This is a genomic window from Spirosoma radiotolerans (assembly GCF_000974425.1).
In the GTDB taxonomy this organism is placed as follows: Bacteria; Bacteroidota; Bacteroidia; order Cytophagales; family Spirosomataceae; genus Spirosoma; species Spirosoma radiotolerans.
The window spans coordinates 2,577,337-2,603,082 of record NZ_CP010429.1 but is presented as its reverse complement, the minus strand read 5'-3'; the positions used below and the strand labels follow the sequence as shown (position 1 = coordinate 2,603,082).

Genomic DNA, 25,746 nt, shown 5'->3' with positions numbered 1-25,746 from the left:
TCTGAAACTTAAAGCGTAAATGAAACACCCAGAATAATACTCTTGGCTGGGCTGAATACGTTGCTGGTTACTCCGGTGAAGGTCTGTTGAACGTTCATCCCTTTCCGATGCGACAGAATAAGGAAGTTTTCGCCCGTGATGTACACCTGGGCGTTCTCCAGAAATGCTTTACGGGCCAGTGTAGCTGGCAGTGCGTAGGAAAGCGTTACCGAACGCAGATTCAGGTAACTGGCATCCGTGAGCCAGCGGTCTGATTGCGCATCAAAGTCGGAGGTACGGCCAGCATCCATACGGGGCACATTGGTGATATCGCCGGGATTCTGCCACCGATTCAGGATATCGACCGATTTGGCACTGCCATACCCGCCCGAACTCATCAGCGCAGCATAGGCACCGTCGTAGGTTTTACCGCCCAGTTGATACACCGTCAGCGCCGACAGCGTAAGGCCTTTGTACCGGAAGGTGTTCGTAAATCCACCCGACAGGGCTGGAATAGACGAGCCATTATAATGATATCGGGCGTTGTTAACGCTGGTGGTGAGTGTGTCGCCAGTTTCGGCAACAATGCGGGAATTAGACGCCACGTAGTTGGCGGCCCGGTATTGGGCTTCGCCCGTAGCCGGGTTCACGCCCATGTATTCGCGGAGCCAGTAGTCGTAGATGGACCGGCCAACGGCCAGTTTTTTCGTTCCGTCGATAATTTCAGGGTTTTCGTCCGGCATTTTCGTGATCCGGTTTTTCACGCGGGTAGCGTTCAGGTCAAGGCGCCAGGTGAAATCCTTCGTGCGGATGGGTTCAATACCCAACTCAACTTCCATACCCCGGTTGTACATCGTGCCGATGTTTCGGGTAACGGTCGAGATACCATCCGACAAGGGCAAGGGTACGGCGAAGATCAAGTTGGCCGATCGGCGATCAAAGTACTCAACCGTACCCGAAACACGCCCCTTGAACAGACTGAATTCCAGGGCCGCATCAAACGAATTGCTGGACTCCCAGGCCAGGTTCTGGTTGCCAAGGCTGGTTTGCAGAATACCGGCTTCCGATGCATTATTCCAGCTACCTAAGCCAAAAAGAGGTTGCCAGGCGTAGTAGCTGATGGTGTTGTCCTGGGCAAATTGTGCGGTATTGCCGCCACCGTCATTCCCCGTCTGACCATACGAAGCCCGCAATTTCATAGAGCTGATGGTTGGAATCGACCGCAGGAAAGCCTCCTGATCTAAACGCCAGGCTCCACTGACGGAGTAGAACGTGCCCCAGCGTGAATCCTTGTAGAATTTACTCGACCCATCGCGCCGAACCGAAGCGGATAAGAAGTACTTCTGGTCGTAATCGTAATTGATCCGGGAGAAGTAACCCTCTACCCGACGCGTATTATACACCGACGCCAGGTTGGTTGTCGTCGTGAAGTTACCTAACTCATAGTTGCCATCCACAATTTGCTGTGAGCGTGACCCTTCCAGGTTATTATCGTTGATGCTGAAGTTTTCGTGTCCCAGCAATACATCAAACGTGTTTTTTCCGAACGATTTGTTGTAGTTCAGCAACTGATTGAGGTTATAGCTGGAAATGTTCTGGAATTGGTGCGTCGCACGGCCCGCCGGAGCGCCATCTCCTATTTCAGGATTACCATAGGTAACGAAATTTGTGTTGGTAATATCCGTACCTACGTTTACCGAAAATTTGAAATCCTTCAAAAACGAAACCTCGGCAAAACCCCGCGCGCCAAGTACATTACGGCGTAAATAGTTCTGGTTCAGCGTCGTCTCTGCCACCGAATGGCGACCGCCGAATTGAGGCCGAGCGGGTAAGCCAAGGGATGTCAGGTTACCGTAATCCCAGCGTCGCTGGCCGTTTGGCAGCGTCAGAAACTGGCCGGGGTTTGCCGGATCGTACGCGTAGACCGGATAGATTGGACCAATGTTCCGGGAGAAGAAGAACGGGTTTACAAAGTTAGTGCTGCCATCAGCATCCGCCTGGTTAGACTTTGAAATGGTCGTCGACAGGTTGGCCCCCACCCGAAACCAGGGTTTCATCTGAGAGTTGATATTGATACGGCCCGTAAACCGGTCAAAGTCAGAGCGTATTAGGTAGCCTTTATCGTTCAGGTACGACAGGGAAACAAAATAATCGGAGTTTTTCTGTCCACCGGCAAAGCTTACATTCAGCTCGCTCCGGTTTCCCTGACGTGTAATGGGCTTCTCCCAGTTCAAATCATCGGGCGAGTACAGGAGCGTAGCGTTTGGGTTCATCTGCCCATCGGTATTGACTAATTGGTTGTCCGGTACGTTGTATACGTTATAGCCTACCAAACTAACCAGCCGGTTTGTGGCATCGGCGTTTGCGGTAGCCAGAGGTACGGGGTTAGTGGCGCGGTAGGCAATGCTATTGCGGTACATTTCCCACATCAGCGGATAATATTGCCCGGTACCAACGCGATCGTATTCGGGCAAGCCCCGTTTGCTGAAGCCCTGAGTGTACCGTACATTAATGGTATTCCGGTCTTTCTGCCCTTTTTTGGTAGTTACGACCACGACACCATTAGCAGCCCGGGCGCCATACAGAGCGGTTGACGCGGCATCCTTCAGAACAGATACACTTTCAATGTCGCCTGGGTTGATATTGGCAATGTTTCCCGAATAGGGAATACCGTCTACCACATAAAGCGGATCGTTTCCAGACGAGATTGAGCCAAAGCCCCGGATACGAATTTCGGGAGCGGAGCCCGGCTGTCCGCTGCCAGCCGTTGTCTGAACACCCGATACCGCGCCGGAAAGCGCCTGCGCCACGTTACTAACACCTCGATTCTGAATCTGTGTAGGTGAAAGTGTTCCGGCTGAACCAGTAAAAGAGGCCCGCTTGGCTGTACCAAACGTTGTGACAATGACTTCATCCAGATTAGCGGCATCGGGCACCAGGCTTATGGCAATTGCCGACTTATTGCCTATAGCCACTTCCTGCGAGGCAAAGCCAATAAAGCTAAAGACCAAACGACCATTGGCAGGTACATTTAACCGGTAATTGCCTTCGGCATCGGTCGTTGTCCCACGTGTGGTTCCTTTAAGCTGAACACTCACGCCCGGCAAACCGGTCTTGTCTTCTGCTGACGTGACACGGCCCGTCACCAAAAAGTCCTGTGCTAGCGCTGGCATACTGAACAAGACAGTTAATAGCCAGAGGACTGATAAAGTTTTTTTCATGAAGTGTGACCTGATAAATGTTTTTAACCATTTTTTAATACTGGCCACGAAATTACAATATTCTGATTAAACACAAGATATTATGTTTTAAAATTTAGAAATACATATGTTTAATATGGTAATTTTATATTTATTCACAATTTGATGAATGTATATTATTTTTCCATTTTTCCTAGTCGTACAGCTTAGTTCAGTCATTCACTGCCATCAGAAACGTATAGGGTTCTTTTCTATTAATATGAATACTATTTCTACACTACAGCACATTATTTCACAGACAAGCGAATTTATATCACTGTTTTAACTCATATAGCTACTAAAATAGTCATAGCGAGAAAAAGTCCTGAATTCCTGCTTTTAGACAAAATCTTCCTTTAGCCTTCGCTCAAAATCTCAACAAAAAAATTGGCATGAATCTACTTTCTCCAATTCATCCATAGTAGTTGGAGCCATCAGTGGGTCGTAGGTCGATGAAAACGGTTGCCAGCAGAGCCGATTCGCTGGTGGCTTCCGAACAATGTCATTTGATCCGTTGATTTTTCCGTTTCAACCAGATCGCAACTGGTCATGGGCGTCGGGCGTGTCAACTTTGCCCCACATTAAACAACAACTACTCATGATCACACCCCAACGCATTTTGTTTGCTACCATGCCAATGGATGGCCATTTTAGTCCTCTCACCGGTCTTGCCGTTCACTTAAGTAACCTTGGCCACGATGTCCGCTGGTATGTGGGCGGTGAGTACGGCGAAAAAGTACGGAAGCTTAAGTTGCACCATTATCCATTCGTGAACGCCCGAACCATCAATCAGGAAAATCTGGAGCGTGAGTTTCCGGAACGGGCCGCCCTTAAGGGTTCGATTGCCCGGCTACGGTTCGATATTAAGCAGGTGTTTCTGCTTCGTGCTCCGGAATTCGTTGAGGATATGAAAGATATCTACCAGACGTGGCCGTTCACTCTGGTAGTACATGATGTAGCCTTCATTGGGGGCTCGTTCATTAAGCAACTATTGCCCGTTAAAACCGTGGCGGTAGGCGTAGTACCCCTCACGGAGTCGGACGATTACCTGCCGCCGTCTGGTCTGGGCAGGCAACCCATGCGCGGCATAGCTGGCCGCTGGATTCAGCATCTGATGCGCTACATGGTGCAGCAGGTTATGTTCAAACCCATCAATGTCCTGCACAATCAACTTCGACAGGTCTATGGTCTGCCGCCTGAGCCGGACTCCGTGTTCGATTCGATCGTACGTTCTGCCGATGTTTATCTCCAAAGTGGCGTACCCAGCTTTGAGTACCCTCGCAAACGGATAAGTGCCAATGTTCAGTTTGTGGGGCCGCTGCTCCCCTACGCCAAAGGTCAAAAGCACCCGTTTATACAGGCAAAAAAAGCGTTGCAGTACAAAAAAGTTATTTTAGTAACTCAGGGGACGATAGAGCGGGATGTCCAAAAAATCATTGTACCAACCCTGGAAGCTTTTAAAAATGAGCCTACTACGCTGGTGATCGTCACAACTGGTGGCTCCCAAACGAGTGAGTTGCGTGCGCGTTTTCCGCAGGAAAATTTCATTATTGATGACTTTATCGATTTTAATGCGGTTATGCCCTATGCCAGTGTGTATGTAACAAACGGGGGCTATGGCGGGGTAATGCTTGCGCTGCAACACAACCTGCCGATTGTCGTCGCGGGAATTCACGAGGGTAAAAACGAGATTGCAGCCCGCATTGATTACTGTAAGGTAGGCATAGACCTGAAGACTGAGACGCCCAGCCCCACCCGCATTCGCCATGCCGTCGAAACTGTATTGACCAATGACATGTACCGGCAGAATGTCCGTCAAATGGGGCAAGAGTTCAGTCAGTATCAACCAACTGAACTGGCGGAACAATACATCAATGCGCTTTTAATACAAGAGAAAAGCTCCCGGCTGGCCGTTGTGGCCTAGATCGATTACCTGCCGGGTGACTAATTGGTTTGAAGTGATTGATCGGTTTACCACCCCCAACCCCCTCCTAAAACAGGAGGGGGCTTTCGCCCAGAGCGTTTTTTTAGCCTCTTCCTGTTTTAGGAGGGGGTTGGGGGTGGTAAACCACTGATCAATCGTCAAAACGGCGCTTATTTCGTATAAGCCAATTAACCACCCACCAACAGAGCAAAATAAGGGGCGAATGCCCCTTATTTCCCCATCCATTTCTTAAAATCGGTAGCCCGTTCCCGGCTAACCAGTACTTCGTCATCAGGACTTGGCTTCAGAGTCAGTTTGAGCTTGTTGTTGAAGTAAGGATGAATTTGCTGAACCGATGTGATATCAACAATGAATTGCCGATTGGCCCGAAAAAACTGCGCCGGATCGAGCATAGCCTCCAGTTCATCGAGGGTGTAATCCACGGAGTATTTTTGATTGGCACGGGTACGAAATAGGCTTACCCCTTCTTCCGAGTTGAAATAAGCAATATCACTTACCTCGATAGGTACCCACTGTGAAAGGTGACGAACCAGAAAACGGCGACGGTAGTCGGTAGGAACCACTTGCTGGCGAAGTTGCTGCACCAGGGCATCAATCGAGACCAGAGAAGCTGTTTCAGGATTGGATTTGGCACTTAGTTGCCGGTGCTTCTCCAGGCTGGCCTCAAGTTCGTGGCGCTTGATGGGCTTCAGCAGGTAGTCGATGCTATTCACCTTAAAGGCCCGCAACGCATACTCATCGTAGGAGGTCGTGAAGATCACCGGTACAGGAACGGTTGTTTGCTCAAAAATCTCGAAACTTTGCCCATCGGCCAGTTCAATATCCATCAGGATCAAATCAGGCGCCGAAGGCTGGCCAGGTAAGTGGGTTTGTAGCCAGTTTACAGAAGCCTGCACACTAGCCGCAGTGCCTACGATGGTTAGGGTTGGGTCTACATCCTGTAGCAGTTTTGTCAGTTTGCGAACCGCTAATTCCTCATCTTCTATAATCAGTACGTTCATGACAGGCAAAGGTCTACACTCGCTCGATAGGCCATAAAACTACTAAATCATCTGCTATTCCACCAGCGTTGCCGGCCCCCAAACGGGTAAAGCAACCTATGAAACAGCAGGAAACGAGAATGAATCGTAGTCGCGGACACGTTGACTGGCTAACTGTGGCCAATGATTAAATTGTAAGCAATATAAGGAGAAACATACGTGCGGGTGTGGGGCTGATAGTAGGAAAACGAGTATGAATAATACGATTGCACAATTCCCAAGGCGCCAATATCGAACGCATGCCGATTCCGATTCAGGCGAAGTGCGACAGATAATTCAGCGTTGGTGCCTCCCTGATACAGATTCAGGTAAAAGGTATTATCACTGAGGAAGGTCAGATTAGGCGAAATCTTGTGCATGACCCCCGCTACTATATACGTCGTCTTTCCGTTTAAGGTGTTACCGGGATAAAACTGCAGGCCGTAGCCAAGCGTGGCATTTCGCTGGCTGTTGCCAAACGACATCAGTCCCCGGAAGGCCAATTGCTGGTCTATTTTATAGAAGTACCCCTTCTGACGTGGCTGGTAAATAGCATTGACGCCAACCCGAAACTGCTCGCCAACTGGAAAAGTTAGTTTGCCATTAAACCGGATCGTAGCGCCCAGTACCGTTTCCCTGGCGCTGTTATCGGGCTTGATCGTTCCGAAGAATGGATTGACGTTTACCCCGACACTCAGGTTGCGCGAAATGCCATACTGGAATTCATTCAGAAACAGAAATGTGTTTCGGTAATATAAACGTCCTTTCTCGGCATTATAGGCCGTTTGACCCGTTAATAGCCAGGGCGAAAACCGGTTTGGAAACGAGCGCCCTCCTGACACCAATAGCGGAGTTGGTTCGGTTTGGATTTGCACAGAATCGACTCGACTAAGCAATTCAGGTTCAAAGTAGGTCAGTTGCCCGTTGCTCTTCCGCACCGTTATCATGGTGCTATCCCGTCGGACAAATTTGCCCTTAAGCTGCGTACCATCTTTCAGGACAAATACGGTGTACGGCGCCTCTCCGGATGAAGCCGGTTCGGGCGCTTCAGTCGGACGATTGGCTAGAATAGAGATAACCTGATCAGCTTCGACAAAAGACATATCTCCGTTGCTCTTTCGAACGGTAATAATTGAACTATCCTGCCGAACAACATGCCCACGCATCGTTGTTCCATCGCGCATAATCAGGTATGACTGTTTGCGTTGCGTATCCGCTGGCGTAATTTTAATCAGTTGCGCCAACAAAATTGTTGGGCTCAGTAGCAAAGCAAGCAGAACTGTTTTCATGGTCAAGGGTGTTGACTTTTATAGAAGCAATATTGATAATTCTATTATGCATACGGTGACAAACCGGCAATTATTCTTCCAGCATATAGCCCAGACCTCCGATTTCCCTTTAGGGTTGGAAATTGATCGGGCCGAAGGCATTTATCTTTACGAAAAGGATGGTCAGACGGCCTTCATGGACCTAATTTCAGGCATTGGCGTGAGCAATGTCGGGCATCGGCACCCCCATGTACTGGCGGCTATCCACAACCAGTTAGACAAGTATCTTCACCTAATGGTCTATGGTGAATATGTCCAGACGCCCCAGACGGAACTGGCTCAGGCACTTGCCGCAACCTTACCGCCAGACCTGAATACCGTTTACTTCACAAACTCAGGTACCGAGGCCGTAGAAGGGGCGATGAAACTGGCCAAGCGCTATACGGGTCGCAGCGAGATTATCAGTTGCTTCAATGCCTATCATGGATCAACACAGGGTGCGTTATCGCTCTCTGGCGATGAGAATTTTAAACGAAATTACCGGCCGCTGCTGCCCGATATTCGTCATATTCAGCACGGGAACCAGACTGATCTTGCGCAGATTACGCACCAAACGGCTGCTGTTGTGATGGAAGTTATTTGTGGCGAAGCGGGTGTACGGGTTCCTGACATAGCCTACCTGCAGGCTGTCCGCCAACGATGTACGGAGGTAGGTGCCCTGCTGATTTTTGATGAGATTCAGACGGGTTTTGGCCGGACAGGTACCTTCTGGGCATTCGAAGCCTTTGCCACCATCCCGGATATCTTGCTATGTGCCAAAGGTATGGGGGGCGGTATGCCCATTGGCGCCTTTATCAGCTCGTCTCAGATCATGAGCGTATTTCGGAATAACCCGATTCTGGGGCATATCACCACCTTTGGCGGGCACCCGGTTTCGTGCGCGGCCTCGCTGGCGACGCTTCAGGTCATTCAGAACGAAAAACTCCACGAACAGGCCGAAGCGAAGGGTCAATTAATTAAGCAATTACTGACACATCGGGCCATTCGGGAGGTACGCGGCAAAGGGCTGATGCTCGCCGTTGAATTCGACTCGTTTGAGGTGTTGAAACCCGTCATTGACCGAGCGATTGAAAAGGGCGTCATTACCGACTGGTTCCTGTTCTGTAATAATTCGATGCGAATTGCGCCCCCGTTGATCATCACGGAAGATCAAATCCGAGAAGCCTGCGCCCTGATTCTGGCCGCTATTGACGGTTAATTATTTTCAGATAGGATGAACAGGATTACGGTTTTTGTTAAATCCTGTCGATACCATAGCGGGTATTACCTGACTGACTTGTTGTTCATTAAATCCTGTTCATCCTGTCGAAAAAAGTCAAGGAAACAGGACGGTAAGCGTTCCAACGAGAAGGGCAATACCGAAAATAATCAATAAGCCGATAATCACGGTTTTAAGTAAACTACCTGATTTTTTGGGGATTTGGTCGGCCATATAGTCAAGCTTGTTGTGAGATGTAATGGTATCTTTATCAAGTAATGAGTCAAAAAATGGTTCACGTCGTCATTCCGACGAAGCGGGGCGGCCCGTGCCGAGGAATGACAAAAACATGATTCAGCGAAAGCCTCTTTTAAAGGCTTAAACAGCAACTCCTCCATATCAATTTATAACGGGATATTGCCGTGTTTTTTCTTTGGTAAGGTGGCGACTTTGTTCTCCAGCATGGTGAACGCCCGGATAAGCTTCTGGCGGGTCTGATGGGGCATGATGACCTCGTCAATATACCCCCGGTTAGCGGCCCGATACGGATTTGCAAACTTCTCGGTGTATTCCAGTACTTTCTCCTGCAATTTGGTCTGTGGATCTTCGGCTTCGGCGATTTCGCGTTTGAAAATAATCTCGGCGGCTCCACTGGCCCCCATAACGGCAATCTCGGCCGACGGCCAGGCATAGTTCATGTCAGCGCCAATGTGTTTGGAATTCATCACGTCGTAAGCACCGCCATAAGCTTTACGGGTGATGACCGTAACGCGGGGCACGGTGGCTTCGCAGAAAGCGTACAACAACTTGGCTCCATTGGTAATGATGCCGTTCCACTCCTGATCGGTGCCGGGCAGAAAACCGGGTACATCTTCGAGCACTAACAAGGGCACGTTAAAGCAGTCGCAGAAACGAACAAACCGGGCCGCTTTGGTACTGGCGTGAATATCGAGCACACCTGCCAACACGGCGGGCTGATTGCCCACAACACCAATGCTCCGGCCGCCAATCCGGGCAAACCCCACGACGATGTTCTCCGCAAAATTCCGGTGAACTTCCATAAAGCTACCGGCATCAACCAGTTCCTCAATCACCTCCCGCATGTCGTAGGGCTGATTGGGGTTGGCCGGAATGATGTCGTTGAGACCCGGCCTCGACTCGTCGGCGGGTTCATAGGCCAGCATGGGCGGCTCATCTTCGCAGTTTTGCGGAATGTAGCTCAACACCTGTTTAATGTTTTGAATGCAGGTAAGTTCGTTTTCGCAGGAGAAATGCGTTACGCCCGATTTAGTACTGTGGGTGCTGGCCCCGCCGAGCTCTTCGGCCGTAACGGTTTCGTGCGTAACGGTTTTCACTACGTTGGGGCCCGTCACGAACATATAGCTGGTATTCTCGACCATAAAGATAAAGTCGGTGATGGCCGGGCTATAGACAGCCCCACCGGCGCAGGGTCCCATCACCGCCGACAGTTGGGGAATAACCCCCGAGGCCCGCGTGTTGCGATAAAAAATGTCGGCATACCCCGCCAGCGACAAGACCCCTTCCTGAATCCGGGCGCCCCCCGAATCATTCAGACCTACTAACGGAGCCCCGTTTTGTAGGGCCAGGTCCATTAGTTTGCAGATCTTCTCCGCATGGGTTTCGGACAAAGCTCCCCCGAAGACGGTGAAATCCTGGGCAAATACGTAAACTAACCGACCATTTACCGTACCATAGCCCGTTACGACGCCGTCGCCGAGGTAATGTTCCTTGTCGAGCCCGAAATCGCGGGTGCGGTGCATGACAAACTTGCCAATTTCTTCAAACGAGCCTTCATCGACCAATAAAGCGATCCGTTCGCGGGCGGTTAATTTCCCTTTGTTGTGTTGAGCGTCAATGCGTTTCTGCCCACCGCCGAGTTCGGCTTCGGCATTTTTCTGAGACAGAATATCGGCTTTGGACAATTTAGGCAGATTAGCTTGACTGGACTCTTGAAGGGCTGAAGTAGACATGCAGTTGATCTTAGGTAAACACGTATAGACAAAGTTAATTTTTCTTACGGATTCCAACGGTTGAAACCCTTTTTGTCGCCTACATTTATTCATTATCATTCCGGCATGAGTCGACGTTGCCTACTCTTTTCGCATTTCAGGCAATAGCCAATAAAGACAGCCTTTTCACCTGGTTTGATTTATCGTCATCCAATCCCTATCCCATCATCCGCTTTTTGTGTATCCTGAGAATCGGGTACCGGCGTTGAACGTCTTTTCAGCTAGATTCCTGGAATATGGAGTTGAAAACGCCGGGCAGGCTAAAAATTGGCTTTCTTTGTGAAAACTGCGACTAACTTACGTTTGAAAGCCCTTTACGTTACATTACTTTTTGTGTTGACCTGGCCGGTTTTTACGGTTGCCCAGCCGCTCGGCGGACAGCGCATCTTCTCCTTTCTGGATTTGCCGACGCATGCGCGTGTGGCCGCTTTGGGTGGACAGGTGGCATCGGCCATCGGCCCCGATGGGGCTTATCACCTGAATAACCCCGCCCTGGCGGATTCCGTCAGCCCGAATCTGGCCTCCATCAGCCTGATGCCTTACCTGGCGGCTGCTAAATACTACACCCTTCAGTACGGACTTCCGATTCGCGCCAAAGATCCGGATCGGCACGCAGGCTGGGCCATTGGCATGCAGTATTTAAGTTACGGTCAATTTACCTATACCGACCCGGCTGGTAATACGCTGGGTACCTTTTCGGCCAACGATTACGCCCTTAGCCTGACTCATTCCCGTACAGAAGGTAATTTTACGCTAGGGGCCACCATTAAAGCAGTTGGTTCATCCATCGAAACATATTCCGCCTTTGGTATTCTGGCTGATTTGGGTGGAATATGGCGGCACCCGAATCATAATTTAACCTTCGGGCTGGTTGCCAAAAATGTTGGTTACCTGATCAAAAATTATGGCCCCACAGATGCCAGCCTGCCCTTTGATTTACAGGCCGGTGTAACCCTGAAACCCCAGCATGCGCCCATTCGCCTAACCATAACGGCTCACCACCTGCAGCGATTCGACATCAGCTACAACGATCCCAACCTCAATGTTCGGTATGACCTGAGCGGCAATCCAATTCCAAAGGCCACCAGCGTAACGGAGAAACTAGCCCGCCACATGAGCGTTGGGGCCGAATTGTTGGTCAGCAAAAACGTGCATCTGTTGGTGGGTTATAACCACCAGAAGCGAGCGGAAGGCAGCCTGACAACAGGAGGTGGTAGCGCCGGTATATCGTTCGGGGCATCGGTGCAGGCGAAAGCGTTTCAACTCACCTACGGTCGGTTTACCTCGGTGCCCACGGCAGGCACCAGTCAGTTGTCGATACGAATCGATCTGGACCGGTTAATGAAGTAACTAATTCTGACTAAACGGATATCGCTCTTTGCCGAATTATGGCATCTTCCACAACTGTGATGTATCGATTAAACCGCCAGTTATCTGCCAGCACTCGAACTAACAAATGACCTGGATAGTCAGGCGAATGTTTACCGACGTCATGAAGCCTGTCGAACGGATGGCTGAATCTGAAATACATCGTCTTTAATGGTGTCTAACATAAATCCATAAACAGCTTTTAAAGCTTCTGCTGGAAGATTAGGATAGCTATCAAAAATCATTTGCTCAGTCCAGCCGTTCGCCAGCCGATCTAATAATAACTCAACCGAGAGCCGAGTACCTTTAATAATAGGCTTCCCCCCTAAAATAGCCGGGTCAGTATGAATATACGCTCGCCAGTTCATAAATAATTGTTCCATCAATCAAGTAAAAATAGCCTATTTTTCAGAATGAAGTCCGTTTCTATTTCATTTATTCGTGATTGTCACGGCTAAATACGCTACCCGTTGGCACATTTTCCTATTTCCTTTGTTTGTAAAGCAAGGAGCGCCCAAATCGCTCCATTTTTTCAATGACCCAATCACTCAAAGACCTTACCCCACGGCAAATTGTTGCCGAATTAGATCAGTACATTATCGGCCAGCACGACGCCAAGCGCAATGTTGCCATTGCCCTGCGCAACCGCTGGCGCCGGATGAACAGCGTCGCCGACATGCAACGCGAAATCACACCGAATAACATTCTGATGATCGGTGCCACCGGCGTTGGTAAAACAGAAATTGCCCGGCGGCTGGCCAAAATCGCCGACGCGCCCTTTATTAAGGTAGAAGCCTCGAAGTTTACCGAAGTTGGCTACGTTGGCCGCGATGTGGAAAGCATGGTGCGCGACCTGGTCGAGCAATCGGTCAACATGGTGCGGGCGGCCAAAAAAGAAGCCGTTCAGGCCAGAGCCCACCAGTTGGTTGAAGATGCGATTCTGGATATTCTGATTCCGCCCGTTAAGCCCGTCAATGGCCAGATGGGTTTTGAGAATGAAAAAAAGGATTCGGACGCCGAGTTGAACGAACGTACCCGCGAACGGTTCCGCGAAAAGATCCGCTCCGGTGAAATGGACGACCGGAAGATTGAAATTGATGTCCAGCAAAGCCAAACGCCCAATATCGGCATCATGGGTGGCGCTGTCGATGATCTTTCTATGATGAATATTCAGGAGATGATTGGCGGCATGATGCCCAAACGAGGTAAAAAACGGAAGGTGACCATCGCTGAAGCCCGTAAAATCCTGCTCGAAGAAGAAGCCGCCAAGCTGATCGACATGGACGAAGTAAAAGAAGAAGCCATCCGAAAAGCCGAAGACGCGGGGATTATTTTCATCGACGAAATCGACAAGGTGGCCTCTGCCCGTTCCGGAAATGGCGGTGGCGGCCCCGACGTCAGTCGTGAGGGCGTTCAGCGGGATTTGCTACCCATTGTGGAAGGCAGTGCGGTGAATACAAAGTACGGCGTTATTCATACCGATCACATTCTGTTCATTGCGGCCGGTGCCTTCCATGTGGCTAAGCCCAGCGATCTGATTCCTGAATTACAGGGTCGTTTCCCCATTCGGGTCGAGTTGCAAAGCCTGTCGGAAGATGACTTCTACCAGATTTTGAAAGAGCCCAAAAACGCGCTGACCAAACAGTACGAAGCCATGCTTCAGGCCGAAAACGTTGACCTGTCTTTCCAGGACGATGCCCTGCGTGAGTTGGCCCGGATCGCCTTTGAGGTCAACAGCGACGTTGAAAACATTGGTGCCCGCCGGTTGCAAACGGTGCTTAGTCACCTCATGAACGACTTTATGTTCGACATTCCCGACGTTATCGGGGCCAATGCGCACGTGGTTATCACGAAAGAGCTTGTGAACGACAAACTGAACGGTCTGGTGAAAAACCGGGACCTGAGCCAGTTCATCCTGTAGCCTTAGTAAGCTGACTATAAAAAAGAGTCCCGCCTGGCGGGACTCTTTTTTATACAAACCTATCTATTCATCATCCAGATCAACGCCCGACTCCATGGCTGCGGCTTCGTCATCTGTTGTTGCCGCGTCAAACTCATTGGAATCATAATCGGTCTGATCCAGGGTTGTCTCCTGAGGGTCTTGATTTTCCATACGTCACCTTGTGTTTCGAAATTAGAATAGAACTACACACTCGTTCGCTGACCCTCTACCCTGTTTCGTTTCGGACCAACCAGACCAACCAGACCCGCCAGGCCAAAGAAGCCAACCCAGTCGAAGTTTGTCTCATGATCTTCGGTGTCTCGCTGGCTGGTCTTCACCGTATTATCCCCGTCTAATCCTTTTTCGGAGCGCGGAGTTTGGCTGATGGCCGGTGTAACACTGAGCAGTAACGCACTGGTAGCCAGCACGCCCGTAATCAGTACAACAGTTGTCATCGCTGTGTTACCTCGATTTCGGTTACGTCTCAGTCCCAGCAGACCGGCCAGGCCAGCCAGGCCGATCCAGCCATAGCTGCTAAACTGGTTCTTGCTATCCCTTTGCGTTGCCTCTTCATAAGGGCTCGAATTTTCCTTGCTGCTGGTTTGGCTAAACGCCGGTGACCCACCCACGGAGAGGAAAACCAGTGCAACGAAGGAAACAAGTATTCGTAATTTTTTCATAACACTTGAGCTGTCTAACGGTATTTGGTTAAAACCCACCATTCTATCCCTACCCTATCCATCTGGTAACCAGTGTCTATTTTAGGGCGGAAGTGGTTGTATTGTGTGTGACTATCGTTTTCTGGTCGCCAAACTCCTGTTCAGGCACCACCGTTTACAGGCACCTGAACAGGAATTTGATCAAGACGACCCTCTAGTATTCGCTTATTTCTCCGGCGGTGTACCTGAGGTCGAGGATGAGCTGCCACTCTGGCTACCGCTGTTTCGTTTCGATTTCCGACTGTTACCGCCCGTTCCCTGGGTAGTACCCTGGCTTCCTGAACCTGACTGGGTAGACACCGAACCGCTGCTGGTACCCGTTGTACCTGTACCCATTGTCGAGCCGCTGCCCGACGTACCGCTACCCGTGGTGCCGGTGCCCATTGAGCCACTGCTACCGGTTGTACCCGTACCCATCGTGCTACCACTGCCCGACGTGCCGCTTCCTGTTGTTCCGCTACCCGTCGAGCCGCCAGTCGTTGATCCACTGCTGCCTGTACCGGTAGAACCGGATGTGCCACTGCCTGTTGTGCCCGACCCTGTGGTTGAGGTGGACCCATTCGTAGAACTACCTGAGTTGGTTGTTTGCGCCTGTGCGCTGAAGGCGGCTACTGCCAGTACCATCGCCCCCATAACTACTACCTTCTTCATACGCTTAGCTTTTTTAATGAGTTATCATTTGACTCTCACAACTAACACGAATGGCTGGAAGAGGGGCCTGAAAATGAGGGCGATAAATGAGGATACGGTCGGGTTTTTAAATCTTGTCAGAAAGCCAACCAATTGCCTTCAGCTCTGACCAAACCCTCATAAAGTTTACGACGAAGCACCTTAATCAGGTCATCCGGTGGTTATCGGTGGAAAATGCCCGACTTGTTAAATAAGTTTTTCTCAGCCTTCGCAGGCGCTCAACCACCGGGTCAAGTCAACAGGGAAACCATAATCAGATGATAAAACAGATTGGCCTGATATTGGTCGGCGTACTTGCGGTGGCCATTGGTGTCTTGGGCTGGTACAGTCCTGGCAAAACGAATCCGATCCTTACCAGGGATGGGCAACCGATACCGGGCAGCTTTGCCCGACTCGAAGCGGTAACCATCAATGGAAACACCCAGTGGTTACTCATGCGGGGCGTCGACAGCACAAAACCCGTGCTTTTATTTCTTCATGGCGGCCCAGGCCTGCCCGAAGCGTCGCTGCTGGTGGGCCACGAGCTGGAAAAAAAGTTTGTTGTCGTCAACTGGGAGCAGCGTGGGGCGGGCAAATCCTATGACGCTAAAGTATTTAACGATTCCTTCAACGTCGCTACGTTTGTCGATGATGCGGTTGATGTAAGCCGATGGCTGGCGCAATGATTTCACCAGCCGCGTATCTACCTGATGGCGCATTCCTGGGGAACATTTCTGGGTGTTCTTACCGTACAAAGACAACGGGATCTGTTCACAGCCTTTTTCAGTATTAGCCAGATCGCCAGCCAGTTAGAAGCCGAAAAGATTTCGTACAATTGGGTACTGGCGCAAGCCAGGGAGCACGATAGCAAACGGCAGGTCAGTCGGTTAGTAGCGCAGGGGCCTCCGCCCTACCCGGCCGATGCATGGCTGGACTACCTGATGTGGCAACGGGGACTCGTCGCTGATTATGGCGGTGGCATGTACCAGGCCAACTTCTATCCGCTCTTTATTCGAAGTATTTTATTCTGTCGGGAGTATACCCTGTTGGATAAGATTCATTACGGGTTGGGCGCCATGAAATCTGTTCGTTGGTTATGGCCGACGGTTGTGGCAACAGACCTGTTCCGGTTAACCCCAGCCCTTCAGGTTCCTTACTATCTTTTTCAGGGTACGCATGATTACCAGACACCTTATCCGATCGCCAAACGATATTTCGACAGCGTACAAGCTCCTCGAAAACGCCTGTTTACGTTTACCAACTCAGCCCACAGTCCTATTTTTGAGGAGCCAGCGTACTTTCGGCAATGCCTGGACAGTGCGTTAGCTGATGTAGCAAACACTGAAGGCACCTTTGCCAAACCGCCTTCAGTGCCCTAACGATCCAGTTGTATTTCTTTAAATCAGGCGATTTTACTTACTGGCTGACGAACTCTCAGGAGTAAAACCAGCAACGCCAGACAGCTCCAAATAAGCAGTTGCCAGGTCACCGTCGGCCAACCACCCCAGGCCCAGCACTGAATGCCAACGAATGTACCGATGGCCCCACCCAGGAAATACGTAGTCATGTAAACCGTATTGATGCGACTATGTGCGGAGCTATCCAGGGTATAAATAAGCGCCGTATTTGTTACCTGCGTCGACTGAGCCCCCAGGTCAAGCAGCAAAACGGTCAGGACAAAGGCAGTTGCCGAAAATGGAAACACCTTGACAATCAATACACTGACAATGATGAGGGATATCGTCACCAGCCGCACCTGATTCGCATTGCCCTTGTCGGCCAGTTTACCGAAATAGGGCGCCATCAGGGCAGCACCAATGGCCAGCAGGCCAAATAAACCAATGGTTCCGGTCTGATACCGAAACGGCGGACCACTCAGGTGAAACGTTAGCGTAGTCCAGAACGAACAGAAAGCACCAAACACCAGCGCGCCCAGGAGCGCCGTTTGGCGCAGCAGCGCAAAGCGTCGGATCTGGTACACCGTCGAGGCTAATAGCTGACCATATGTGCCCGTAAATTCGGAGGCTACATTGGGCAATGACACCTGAAGCGCAATTGTTACCACAGTGACCATACCAGCCGAAATGCCATATACATACCGCCAGCCCAGCCATTCGGCAATAAAGCCGCTGAAGACACGGGCAAAGAGCACGCCCACCAGAATACCGGTGAAAATGATTCCGACAATTCGCCCCCGATTTTCACGCGCCAGGGTGGCCGCCATTGGTACGATGATCTGCACCGAAACGGCCGATAAACCAATGAGAAAACTCATGATGCTCACCAACAACAAACTGTTGGCAAACGTCATGCAGAGCAGTGCGATAATCAAGAGAACCTGTAACAGCAGCATCAACCGTTTCCGGTTTACTTTATCGCCAAGGGGAGTCAGGAAAAAGAGCCCTAATCCATAGCCCGCCTGTGCCAGTACGGCCACCCGGCCAACCTCATTTTCACTGGCATGAAACGAGCGGGCCAAATGCGGCAAAATGGGTTGGTTGTAATAAATGTTGGCGACGCAAATACCCGCCGATATAGCCATGATGGCAATCTGAGCGGCTGTTAAACCACTGCTTTTTACGTTGATCGATTGTTCCACAAATAAATGACTGGGAGATACCCGTATTGTTCAAAAAAGTACGTGACAATTTACGTATACTGCATGGGCAGACTAACCAGAAACCGGGTGCCTTTGCCGGGCTCGCTTTGCACCGTTAGCCGGGCATCAAGCAATTCGCCCAGCTGGCGCACAATGCGAAGGCCAATGCCTTCACCAGATGTTTCACTGGCTCCAGCCGCCCGAATACCTCCCCGCTGCACCTGAAAATTTTCGCCCGATACGAGTGAATAATTATTGAGGTTTGCCAATAAATTGGCTGTCAGGCCGGGGCCGGTATCCTGTACTAAAAACCACCAGCGGTTGTCTGGTTCCAGGCCCCACTCCAAATGAATTGTACCCGTGAGGGTATAGTTAATGGCATTCAAAAGTATGTTCTGGGCCATTCGGCGTACATTTAGTGCATCGCCCTTGACCGGTAGAGAGACTGGTCCATCAATTTTCAGACTTAATTCCTTTTGCTCAGCCAACGCCCGAACGCTCTGACTTAACTCCATTAACAGGCTTGCGGCATCAAACGAGGTAATCGTTCGCTTTTCCTGGCCCGCTTCCAGCCGGGCATAATCCAGTAGTTCAGTAAGCATTTGGGTAGCCTGTCGGACGTTACGCAGCAACATCTCCAGCATTTGCCGTCGCTCATCTTCCGACTGAACGACCGTTAGCATGGAAGCGGCCCCGGCAATCACACCGAAATTGCCCCGCAAATCGTGTGAGGTGGCTCTCAGAAGTTCTCCCCGTTCACGAAGGGTTTGGCGCAATTGCCGTAGTGTCTGTAAGCTTTCGTTCGACCGCGTCAACTCCTCCATCCAGTATTGTTGCTGCTGCTGGGCTTGTTTCAGGTCCGTAATGTCGAGCCCCGTGAGCACGACCCCATTGTGCTGTTTGGTTACGGACAAACTAAGCCAGCGGTCACGCGTATCGTTCAGTTGCTCTTCATAATATGGTTGGCCCGTTTCCAGAACCTTCAGCAAGTTAGGCAGTGTTTGTGCGCCCCACAGAATAGGCTCCAGATCGGCAATGGACAGGCCTACCAGCGCGCCGGGCGGGTAATGAGCGAATTCAGCAAACTTCTGATTATGAACAACTACGGCGAAGTCTGTTACCTGGCCAGCCTCGTTTCGACTGGCTTTCAGAAAAGCGATGAATGCGGGAGAGGCATCCAGCACGGCCTGTAGGTTCATCACCGTCAGCGCCAGTTGTTGCTGGGTTTGCCGTTGTCGGGTAATGTCCCAGCACACACCCAATACCCGGACAGTCTGATCGTCGGCACCAGCCATTACCCTTCCTTTTACCTGAAAGATTTTGAGTGCCTGTGGTGTCTGGATACACAGCATTTCCTCCAACTGGCCAGTGCCTGTCTGAAGAAAATCGACTATTTGCCGGGCAACGAGCTGGTCTGTTTTTACAGCATAGGCAACAAAGATGTCAGGGGCAACGAGCGAATCCGGTTCGATTCCGAACAACTTATACATGCCCGGCGACCAGGTGAATTGCCGGGTTTGCTGGTTATACTCCCAGCTTCCTGTAGCAGCCAGCTCTTCGGTTTGCTGCAAAAGCGCGAGGTGTTTAATCAACTCCTGCTCCGTCTGCTTTCGGTCGCTGATGTCTGTTGAGGCCGAAATGATGCCATCTTCAAGCCGCGTATACAGCACATCGAACCAGCGGGAACCATCTATAAAGTCGTAATACAATTCATGGCGCTGTGGCACGCCCGTGTCTATGACCTGTTTTATAATAGGCCAGGTGTCACGATTCGTCAAACCCGGCAACTGCTCGGACATGAGCTGACCACTCGATACGTCGGGAATCTGTAGCCGATGGACTGACTGCAGGTTGATCAATTCCGGGCGCAAATCCATAAGTTGCCCGTGTTCATCGCGGACAGACCGGTAAAAGCCTAACTCCAGAGGTACTGCATCAAAAAGCGTCCGGAGCCGTTCATGCGCAAGACGTAGCTCCTCCTGGGCCTGTTTGCGAACGGTAATGTCCGTAAAGAAACACAGCAGCGTATCCTGTTCCTGGGCGGTAATCAATACTTCGAACCAACGGTCATCGGCAGGAAGTTGATAGTCGACGCGCAGGTTCTGACCCGTGACGACAACCTGTTTATAGTAATTTCGGAGTTCGTTGCCCAGTGGAAAAACAATCTGACAACTTTTGTTCAGTAAGTCCTTTTCGTTGGCTTTCAGAAGGGCAGCAGCTACCGAATTTACCATCTGATACCGAAAATCAACGGGTTGATTAGCCTCATTTCGGATAACCTGATACAGAATCAGTCCATTGAGCGAGTCCTTCAGGAGCGCTCTCAGGAGAATATCTTCGGGTAACACACTTGTGCTTAACATAGGGAGTGTTGCGACAAACGGGTAACAGGATTTAACGCGAGTACTGACAAAAAAGTTAACAGCTCATGCTGAGAATACCCCGTTACTCGTGTCTGATTAGCGCTACCCGCTGGTTTCAACCAACCAGCCTAGCTGCCTTCTCTGTTAAATGAGGTTACGGCCCCGTCAAATTGATCCTTACGCATAGGCTCGAACTTCACCTTTATTCGTCGATTAGCCTGCTGCCTGAGCGGACTACCATGACCAAAGACAGCTTTATCGAAAGTCAACTCAGACACAGCCAGCAGGCTTTTTATACCCAGCGCCCGATCTTCATACACCGTACTCAGGTCGAGGCCTACCACATTGGCGCATAGATCACCGGCAATCAGTACGCCTTCGTTCATTAATAATAAGGCAATGTGACCAACGCTATGACCCGGTGTATGCAACACCTGAAGCCCGCCAGCGATGGGTAGTACCTCGCCGTGACTCAATCGCTCATCAACCTCTACGGCAGCTATTTTCCCATCCCCTCCTTTGATGAACAGGTTATACACAAGCCAGTTAACCACACCCGGCGACCGATAAATAGGTGAGCGTCCGCTGATGCCTGCCTCCAGAAGTGGAGCTTCCAGCTGATGAGCCAGTACAGGAACTCCCAATGTCTGTTTGATAGCCGCGGCACTCCCGGCATGATCCGGGTGAGCATGGGTTAAAATGACTCGTCGAATAGTTTGAGGATCTTCACCTGCCTGCTGAAGGGCCCTGAAAACCGTCGGCAGGCTATCCGGATAACCCGTATCGACCAGAGTCAGCCCATTGTCTTTGATAAAGAAAGCGTTGACAGCACCCAAACCAATCTGGTACAGGGAAGAAGTGATTTGCTGAATTTTGGCCATTCGATGAAAGCAGGCTAAAGTGGGTTTAATGGACGGAAACAGGCACCGTAAGCCTAGGTCATCGGCAGGTATATGGTGAAGGTGGCCCCTTCTCCCGGTTGGCTTTGCGCCATGATCTGCCCCCGGTGGTTCTCAACCACTTTTTTAACGACGGCCAACCCAATGCCCGTGCCGGTATACTGGCTGCGGCCGTGCAGCCGCTGAAAAAGCTCAAAAATACGCTCCTTATAAAGGGTATCGAAACCTATGCCCTCATCGGAAACCCGTAGCGCTACCCACTGCCCCTGGTCGGGCGTAAGTCTGGGCTGCGGGAGTCGATCGGCCGTTAGCAGGAACGAATCGACCGTCACCCGTGGCGGCTGCCCCGGCTTGCTGAACTTCAGGGCATTGGTCATCAGATTTTGCAGTAGTTGCCGGAGCTGGGTCGAATTGCCCTTGATAATGGGCAACGGATCGACACGCACGATAGCGCCCGTCTCCTGAATCGTTGTTTCCAGGTCGCTAATCACCTCCTCAATGAGCCATTGCAGCGATATTGGCTGGAAAGGAAGTTGCTCAGTCGAGAGTCGGGAATAATTTAGTAAATCTTTCACCAGGCTTTGCATGCGCTGGGCCGCGTGCTGCTGACGACGAAGTATATCCTGTCCCGTTGCATCCAGCGCCTTGGCGTATTGTGTCAGCAGCATATCCCCAAACGACTGAATTTTACGCAGCGGCTCCTGCAAATCATGAGAAGCCACATAAGCAAACTGCTGCAAATATTCGTTGGAGCGACTCAGGGCAATGTTGTTTGCTTCCAACTGCTGCTGATAAACGCGCAACGGCGTGCTGTCGGTTGTGATCATTAACACCCCCTGCCGGAACGGCCGGAGATCATAATCATACGTCAAACCCAGTTCAGGGTATTCTATAGACGACTGGATAGTCTCTCCCGTGTTTACGATAGTCATCAGGGCCGCATAAAGGGCGCGTTCTTTTACCTCCGGAAAAAGCGTCAGCAAGGTATAGGTCCGCGTCTTCTCCTGCGTGAAATCATGACCCAGAAAGGGAAAGAACAAGCGCCCGGTTGCCGGATTGGCCAGCGTGATCAGAAAATCCATAGGCTGACCGTTTCCTTCGATCATGGGCTCAAGCACCAGAATACTACTGGTTGAGCTGTTCAGGACGCCTTTGATCAAATCAGCCTGTTCCTCCAGATCCAACTGGGCCATTTTACTGGCCGTAATGTCCATGAAGGTAACGATAAGCCCGTCGGCAATGGCCACCGCAGACACATCGTACCAGATGGTAGCCGCTGGGTTCGATAGCTCAAAGCGTTGAGGCTCGCCCGTTCGGACCACCTCGGCATACCGCTCAAAGAGCCCATTCGTCATCTGATGGGGCATCAGTTCGGATAGCAGTTTCCCTGCCACCGCATCCGGCGATTTACCCAGTGTTTTGGCCAGGGTGGCATTGACCTGCTCCAACGTGAAATCCACAATCTGACCCACCGGGTTCTGCCTAGTCTTCAGCCGGGCAATACCCGTCAATGAGTTGTCTAGTACCGTTTGCAGCAAGTTACCCTGTCGCTGCTGAGCCAACTGGGCTTCCTTTCGGGCCGTAATGTCGAGCGAGGTTAACACAAAGCCGTTTCCATGCCGAACCGCCATGCAATCGAACCAGACCACCCGGTCCTCCAGCGTACGAGACGTTTCAAAATGATCACTTTGTCCCGACTCGACCACGGCTACGTAGCGCTCAAAAAGTCCGTTTTCTTTTAAATACGGATACAAATCCAGCAATCGCGTACCGAATGTCGACTGAGTTGCCCGGAATGGAAGGTAAGCCGCCAGTTCGTTGCCGGTGCTGGTCATAAAATCGATAAGCTGACCAGCCTCATCCCGAATCGATTCATAATAGCGAACCGCAGCCGGTGAGCTATTCATCACGCTTTCCAGAAGTGCAGTCGTCTTCTGGCCCTGGGTAATATCTTGAAAAGAAACTAATACGCCATCTCCGTATTTTACCACCGATATATCCAGCCAAATGTCCTGATTTGGCAGGTACAGCCGTTGGTGAAGCGGTTCTCCGGTAGTGACAATTGATACGTACTGGTGAAACAACTCGTATGCCTTCATATCGGCATAGCGCTGGCTGATGGGTTTGGTGAGTATATCCTGGCGACTTTGCCGACTTAGCCGGGCGCCACTCTGATTGCACAGGACGGCCTGAAAGTCAATTATTTCCTGTTTATCGTTGCGAACGGCACGAAACAGAGCCAGCCCTGCGGGCATTGCTTCCAGCACCTGTTCCAGCGAATCCATATCCTCGGGCTCCGAGGCCACCACAGAAAGCACCAGCAGATGCGAATCCGCTTTAAGGAGCCGACAGTCAAAAACCAGCATCGAATCCACCAGGGGCCGCAGGAGTGTACATTGGGTACTGACACCCTTGCTGAACACCTGCTTCAGCTGACCATGCAGCTCGGCGGAATTGAAAGGCGTAGGTAGTTGATCCAGCGTTGCCCCGATTAGGGGACCATCAACTGGATTCATTAGCTGCTCCGCGTCCGTATTGGCCTGCTTAACCCGAAAAGAAGCCTCAGGTGTCGACAGTGCTTCAACCACCAACAGGGCGTTTCTGACTAAACGGGTGGGTTTGGCCGTAGGCGTGAAAAATGGTTGAGCCGAAACGTTCACGAGGTTAATGCCAGGTAAATTGTGTTACCATCAGCAACAGGATTTTGGTTAAAGATACGTGTCCGGCCAGCCATTCGAAAGCAGCGTTTTCCAGAGCCGGGATTTCAGCAAAGTTGAGAGTAAATTCCAGTAAATGAAACAACCCGTTTGGCGGAATCAACGAAAAAGGTCCATATGTAAATTAAATTACCGGTGGCCCGGCTATATAGAACCATCGGTTGTTCTTGCCCTGTACATATATATGCCAGACTGGATAACGATCATGAAGATATCACCTGTTCTAAAGCAAGCCATTCAATCCCTGCCCCCGGCTTATTTCGCCCTGGTCATGGCAACCGGTATTGTCTCGATTGGGGCGCACTTAGTTGGATGGGAAGCGATCAGCACAACTTTGTTCTGGGTAAATAAACTAGCCTATACCGGCCTACTGACCTTATTGCTGCTGCGCCTTGTGCTGTTCTTCCCCGCTGTTCTGACCGACTTAACGTCGCACGCCAGGGGCCCCGGCTTTTTTACGGTGGTCGCCGGTTCGTGTGTGCTGGGTATTCAATATCAGTTGCTGGCCCACCATTCGGGAGTTGCCACGGTGCTGTGGTATTTCGCGCTGGGATTATGGGTCGTTCTGGTCTATGCTTTTTTTGTCGGGGTGATTATTTCGCCCGAGAAGCCTACGCTGGAAAAAGGTCTGAACGGCACCTGGTTATTGATCACGGTCTCAATCCAGTCCCTGGCTGTTTTGGGTACGCTGCTGGCGGCTCAACTTCCTTTTCCGACCAGCGTTATTCTGTTTGGTGCGGTATGTGCCTTTCTGCTCGGCTTCGTATTCTACCTCTTTCTGATTAGCCTTATTTTGTATCGGTTGCTGTTTCTGCCCGAAAAGGCCGAAGCGTTCACCCCACCCTACTGGATCGACATGGGTGCTGTGGCCATCACCACCCTGGCAGGAGCAACCCTGATCGAGCGCATTCAGGCGGCCACCCATACCGGGCTGGCGGACCTCTTACCCTTCCTAAAAGGGGTAAGTTTAGTAGCGTGGGCTACGGCTACCTGGTGGATTCCACTGATTGTACTGCTGGAAGGCTGGCGTCATGGCGCCAAAAAAGTGCCGGTGGCGTACACTCCCCAGTACTGGAGTCTTGTATTTCCAATCGGCATGTATGTGGTAGCCTCCTGGCGTTTGGCCGAAGCCCAGCGCTGGCCCTTCCTGTTCCCCATCGCCCAAGGTTTTAGTTATGCGGCCCTTGTCGCCTGGGCAGCGACCTTCTTAGCTATGTGCGTGCATTTAGTGAAGTCGATCAGACAACCCGCCAGCTGATTGATCATCCCTGCTTAATCGGCAACGATCAGCGTTTGAGGAGCGGCCTGCTTGATGCGGGTCATCAGCCAGGTCAGTTGCCGCTTGGTGGTTTTATCGAAGGTTTCGCAACGGGATTCCAGCTCCTGATCACGCAGTCCACGGGCCGCCTGCAACAGCACAACCCAGCAAAGCTCCACTTCCGTAGCCAGCAGGTACAGATCATGCAGGTCGCGCAGTAAGGCCAGACCACCCGTGCGAGGCTTGTCGAACAGTGTCTGACTCAGGCGTTCGGGCTCGTCGCTTTTGTCAGACCTGTAGCGATCGACCAGTGGTTGCAGCTCCGTTGTGTGTTGCCGCGACCAGTCACTCAGCGTCTGGCATACCTGATAGATGTCGGGTTCGTCGCCATGATGGTCGGCAACCTGGCTAAAGGCCCTTGACAGTTGTTGTTCACTCTGTTGAACAAGGCTCAGATAATTTCCGATGTGCATG

The 25,746-nt window shown here is 51.0% G+C and carries 20 protein-coding genes; 7 read left to right on the top strand and 13 right to left on the bottom strand.

Features of this window, described 5'->3' with window-relative positions; translation table 11 throughout:
- Window positions 1–8: 8 nt before the first annotated feature.
- Window positions 9–3,152, bottom strand: coding sequence for a SusC/RagA family TonB-linked outer membrane protein (locus SD10_RS10520; RefSeq protein ID WP_227699197.1), 3,144 nt, complete (start codon window positions 3,150–3,152; stop codon window positions 9–11).
- A gap of 664 nt (window positions 3,153–3,816) precedes the next feature.
- On the opposite strand from SD10_RS10520, the gene SD10_RS10515 reads away from it, so the two are divergent.
- Window positions 3,817–5,142 (top strand): glycosyltransferase, encoded by a 1,326-nt coding sequence (locus SD10_RS10515; RefSeq protein WP_046573760.1) that lies wholly within the window; start codon window positions 3,817–3,819, stop codon window positions 5,140–5,142.
- A 230-nt stretch (window positions 5,143–5,372) separates the two neighbouring features.
- Here the strand turns inward: SD10_RS10515 and SD10_RS10510 are convergent, their stop codons facing one another.
- Both SD10_RS10510 and SD10_RS10505 read right to left on the bottom strand, forming a co-directional pair.
- Complete coding sequence (locus tag SD10_RS10510; protein ID WP_046573759.1) at window positions 5,373–6,164, bottom strand: LytR/AlgR family response regulator transcription factor; 792 nt, start codon at window positions 6,162–6,164, stop codon at window positions 5,373–5,375.
- A 149-nt stretch (window positions 6,165–6,313) separates the two neighbouring features.
- A complete protein-coding gene (locus SD10_RS10505) occupies window positions 6,314–7,471 on the bottom strand; it encodes a hypothetical protein (RefSeq protein ID WP_046573758.1) in 1,158 nt (385 codons plus the stop codon).
- 46 nt (window positions 7,472–7,517) lie between these two features.
- Between SD10_RS10505 and SD10_RS10500 the strand changes: the two genes are divergently transcribed.
- Window positions 7,518–8,708 (top strand): aspartate aminotransferase family protein, encoded by a 1,191-nt coding sequence (locus tag SD10_RS10500; RefSeq protein ID WP_046579339.1) that lies wholly within the window; start codon window positions 7,518–7,520, stop codon window positions 8,706–8,708.
- A 404-nt stretch (window positions 8,709–9,112) separates the two neighbouring features.
- Here SD10_RS10500 and SD10_RS10495 read toward each other — a convergent pair whose 3' ends face one another.
- Window positions 9,113–10,699, bottom strand: a complete 1,587-nt coding sequence (locus SD10_RS10495) for an acyl-CoA carboxylase subunit beta (RefSeq protein ID WP_046573757.1) — start codon at window positions 10,697–10,699, stop codon at window positions 9,113–9,115.
- A gap of 342 nt (window positions 10,700–11,041) precedes the next feature.
- On the opposite strand from SD10_RS10495, the gene porQ reads away from it, so the two are divergent.
- On the top strand, window positions 11,042–12,088 hold the full coding sequence (gene porQ, locus SD10_RS10490) for a type IX secretion system protein PorQ (RefSeq protein ID WP_046579337.1): 1,047 nt from the start codon (window positions 11,042–11,044) through the stop codon (window positions 12,086–12,088).
- A 140-nt stretch (window positions 12,089–12,228) separates the two neighbouring features.
- On the opposite strand, the gene SD10_RS10485 is transcribed toward porQ, so the two are convergent.
- On the bottom strand, window positions 12,229–12,489 hold the full coding sequence (locus SD10_RS10485; protein WP_227699196.1) for a DUF433 domain-containing protein: 261 nt from the start codon (window positions 12,487–12,489) through the stop codon (window positions 12,229–12,231).
- A 152-nt stretch (window positions 12,490–12,641) separates the two neighbouring features.
- On the opposite strand from SD10_RS10485, the gene hslU reads away from it, so the two are divergent.
- Window positions 12,642–14,027, top strand: a complete 1,386-nt coding sequence (gene hslU, locus SD10_RS10480) for an ATP-dependent protease ATPase subunit HslU (protein WP_046573756.1) — start codon at window positions 12,642–12,644, stop codon at window positions 14,025–14,027.
- Window positions 14,028–14,090: 63 nt separating this feature from the next.
- On the opposite strand, the gene SD10_RS30240 is transcribed toward hslU, so the two are convergent.
- The 3 genes from SD10_RS30240 to SD10_RS29400 form a co-directional block, all read right to left on the bottom strand.
- The gene (locus SD10_RS30240) at window positions 14,091–14,219 is read right to left on the bottom strand and encodes a hypothetical protein (protein WP_262507408.1); all 129 of its coding nucleotides are present in this window, start codon (window positions 14,217–14,219) and stop codon (window positions 14,091–14,093) included.
- 32 nt (window positions 14,220–14,251) lie between these two features.
- Entirely contained in the window at window positions 14,252–14,728 is a 477-nt protein-coding gene (locus SD10_RS10475; protein WP_046573755.1) for a WGxxGxxG family protein, read from the bottom strand.
- Between the two features lie 204 nt (window positions 14,729–14,932).
- Window positions 14,933–15,418: a hypothetical protein gene (locus SD10_RS29400; RefSeq protein ID WP_148562419.1), complete on the bottom strand. Its 486-nt coding sequence runs from the start codon at window positions 15,416–15,418 to the stop codon at window positions 14,933–14,935.
- Between the two features lie 296 nt (window positions 15,419–15,714).
- Between SD10_RS29400 and SD10_RS30025 the strand changes: the two genes are divergently transcribed.
- Together SD10_RS30025 and SD10_RS30020 are read left to right on the top strand one after the other, a co-directional pair.
- Window positions 15,715–16,122, top strand: coding sequence for an alpha/beta hydrolase family protein (locus SD10_RS30025; RefSeq protein WP_227699195.1), 408 nt, complete (start codon window positions 15,715–15,717; stop codon window positions 16,120–16,122).
- 24 nt (window positions 16,123–16,146) lie between these two features.
- The gene (locus tag SD10_RS30020) at window positions 16,147–16,815 is read left to right on the top strand and encodes an alpha/beta fold hydrolase (protein ID WP_227699194.1); all 669 of its coding nucleotides are present in this window, start codon (window positions 16,147–16,149) and stop codon (window positions 16,813–16,815) included.
- A 23-nt stretch (window positions 16,816–16,838) separates the two neighbouring features.
- On the opposite strand, the gene SD10_RS10460 is transcribed toward SD10_RS30020, so the two are convergent.
- The 4 genes from SD10_RS10460 to SD10_RS10445 form a co-directional block, all read right to left on the bottom strand.
- The gene (locus tag SD10_RS10460; protein ID WP_227699193.1) at window positions 16,839–18,035 is read right to left on the bottom strand and encodes an MFS transporter; all 1,197 of its coding nucleotides are present in this window, start codon (window positions 18,033–18,035) and stop codon (window positions 16,839–16,841) included.
- Window positions 18,036–18,085: 50 nt separating this feature from the next.
- Complete coding sequence (locus SD10_RS28705) at window positions 18,086–20,398, bottom strand: PAS domain-containing sensor histidine kinase (protein WP_052731146.1); 2,313 nt, start codon at window positions 20,396–20,398, stop codon at window positions 18,086–18,088.
- Between the two features lie 128 nt (window positions 20,399–20,526).
- Window positions 20,527–21,279 carry an MBL fold metallo-hydrolase gene (locus SD10_RS10450; RefSeq protein ID WP_046573754.1) on the bottom strand — a complete coding sequence of 251 codons (753 nt, stop codon included), beginning with the start codon at window positions 21,277–21,279 and terminating at the stop codon, window positions 20,527–20,529.
- Window positions 21,280–21,332: 53 nt separating this feature from the next.
- On the bottom strand, window positions 21,333–23,957 hold the full coding sequence (locus SD10_RS10445; RefSeq protein WP_227699192.1) for an ATP-binding protein: 2,625 nt from the start codon (window positions 23,955–23,957) through the stop codon (window positions 21,333–21,335).
- A gap of 262 nt (window positions 23,958–24,219) precedes the next feature.
- Here SD10_RS10445 and SD10_RS10440 point away from each other — a divergent pair, with 262 nt between their 5' ends.
- Complete coding sequence (locus tag SD10_RS10440) at window positions 24,220–25,272, top strand: tellurite resistance/C4-dicarboxylate transporter family protein (protein ID WP_046579330.1); 1,053 nt, start codon at window positions 24,220–24,222, stop codon at window positions 25,270–25,272.
- 14 nt (window positions 25,273–25,286) lie between these two features.
- Here the strand turns inward: SD10_RS10440 and SD10_RS10435 are convergent, their stop codons facing one another.
- Window positions 25,287–25,745, bottom strand: coding sequence for a hypothetical protein (locus SD10_RS10435; protein WP_046573753.1), 459 nt, complete (start codon window positions 25,743–25,745; stop codon window positions 25,287–25,289).
- Window position 25,746: the final 1 nt, after the last annotated feature.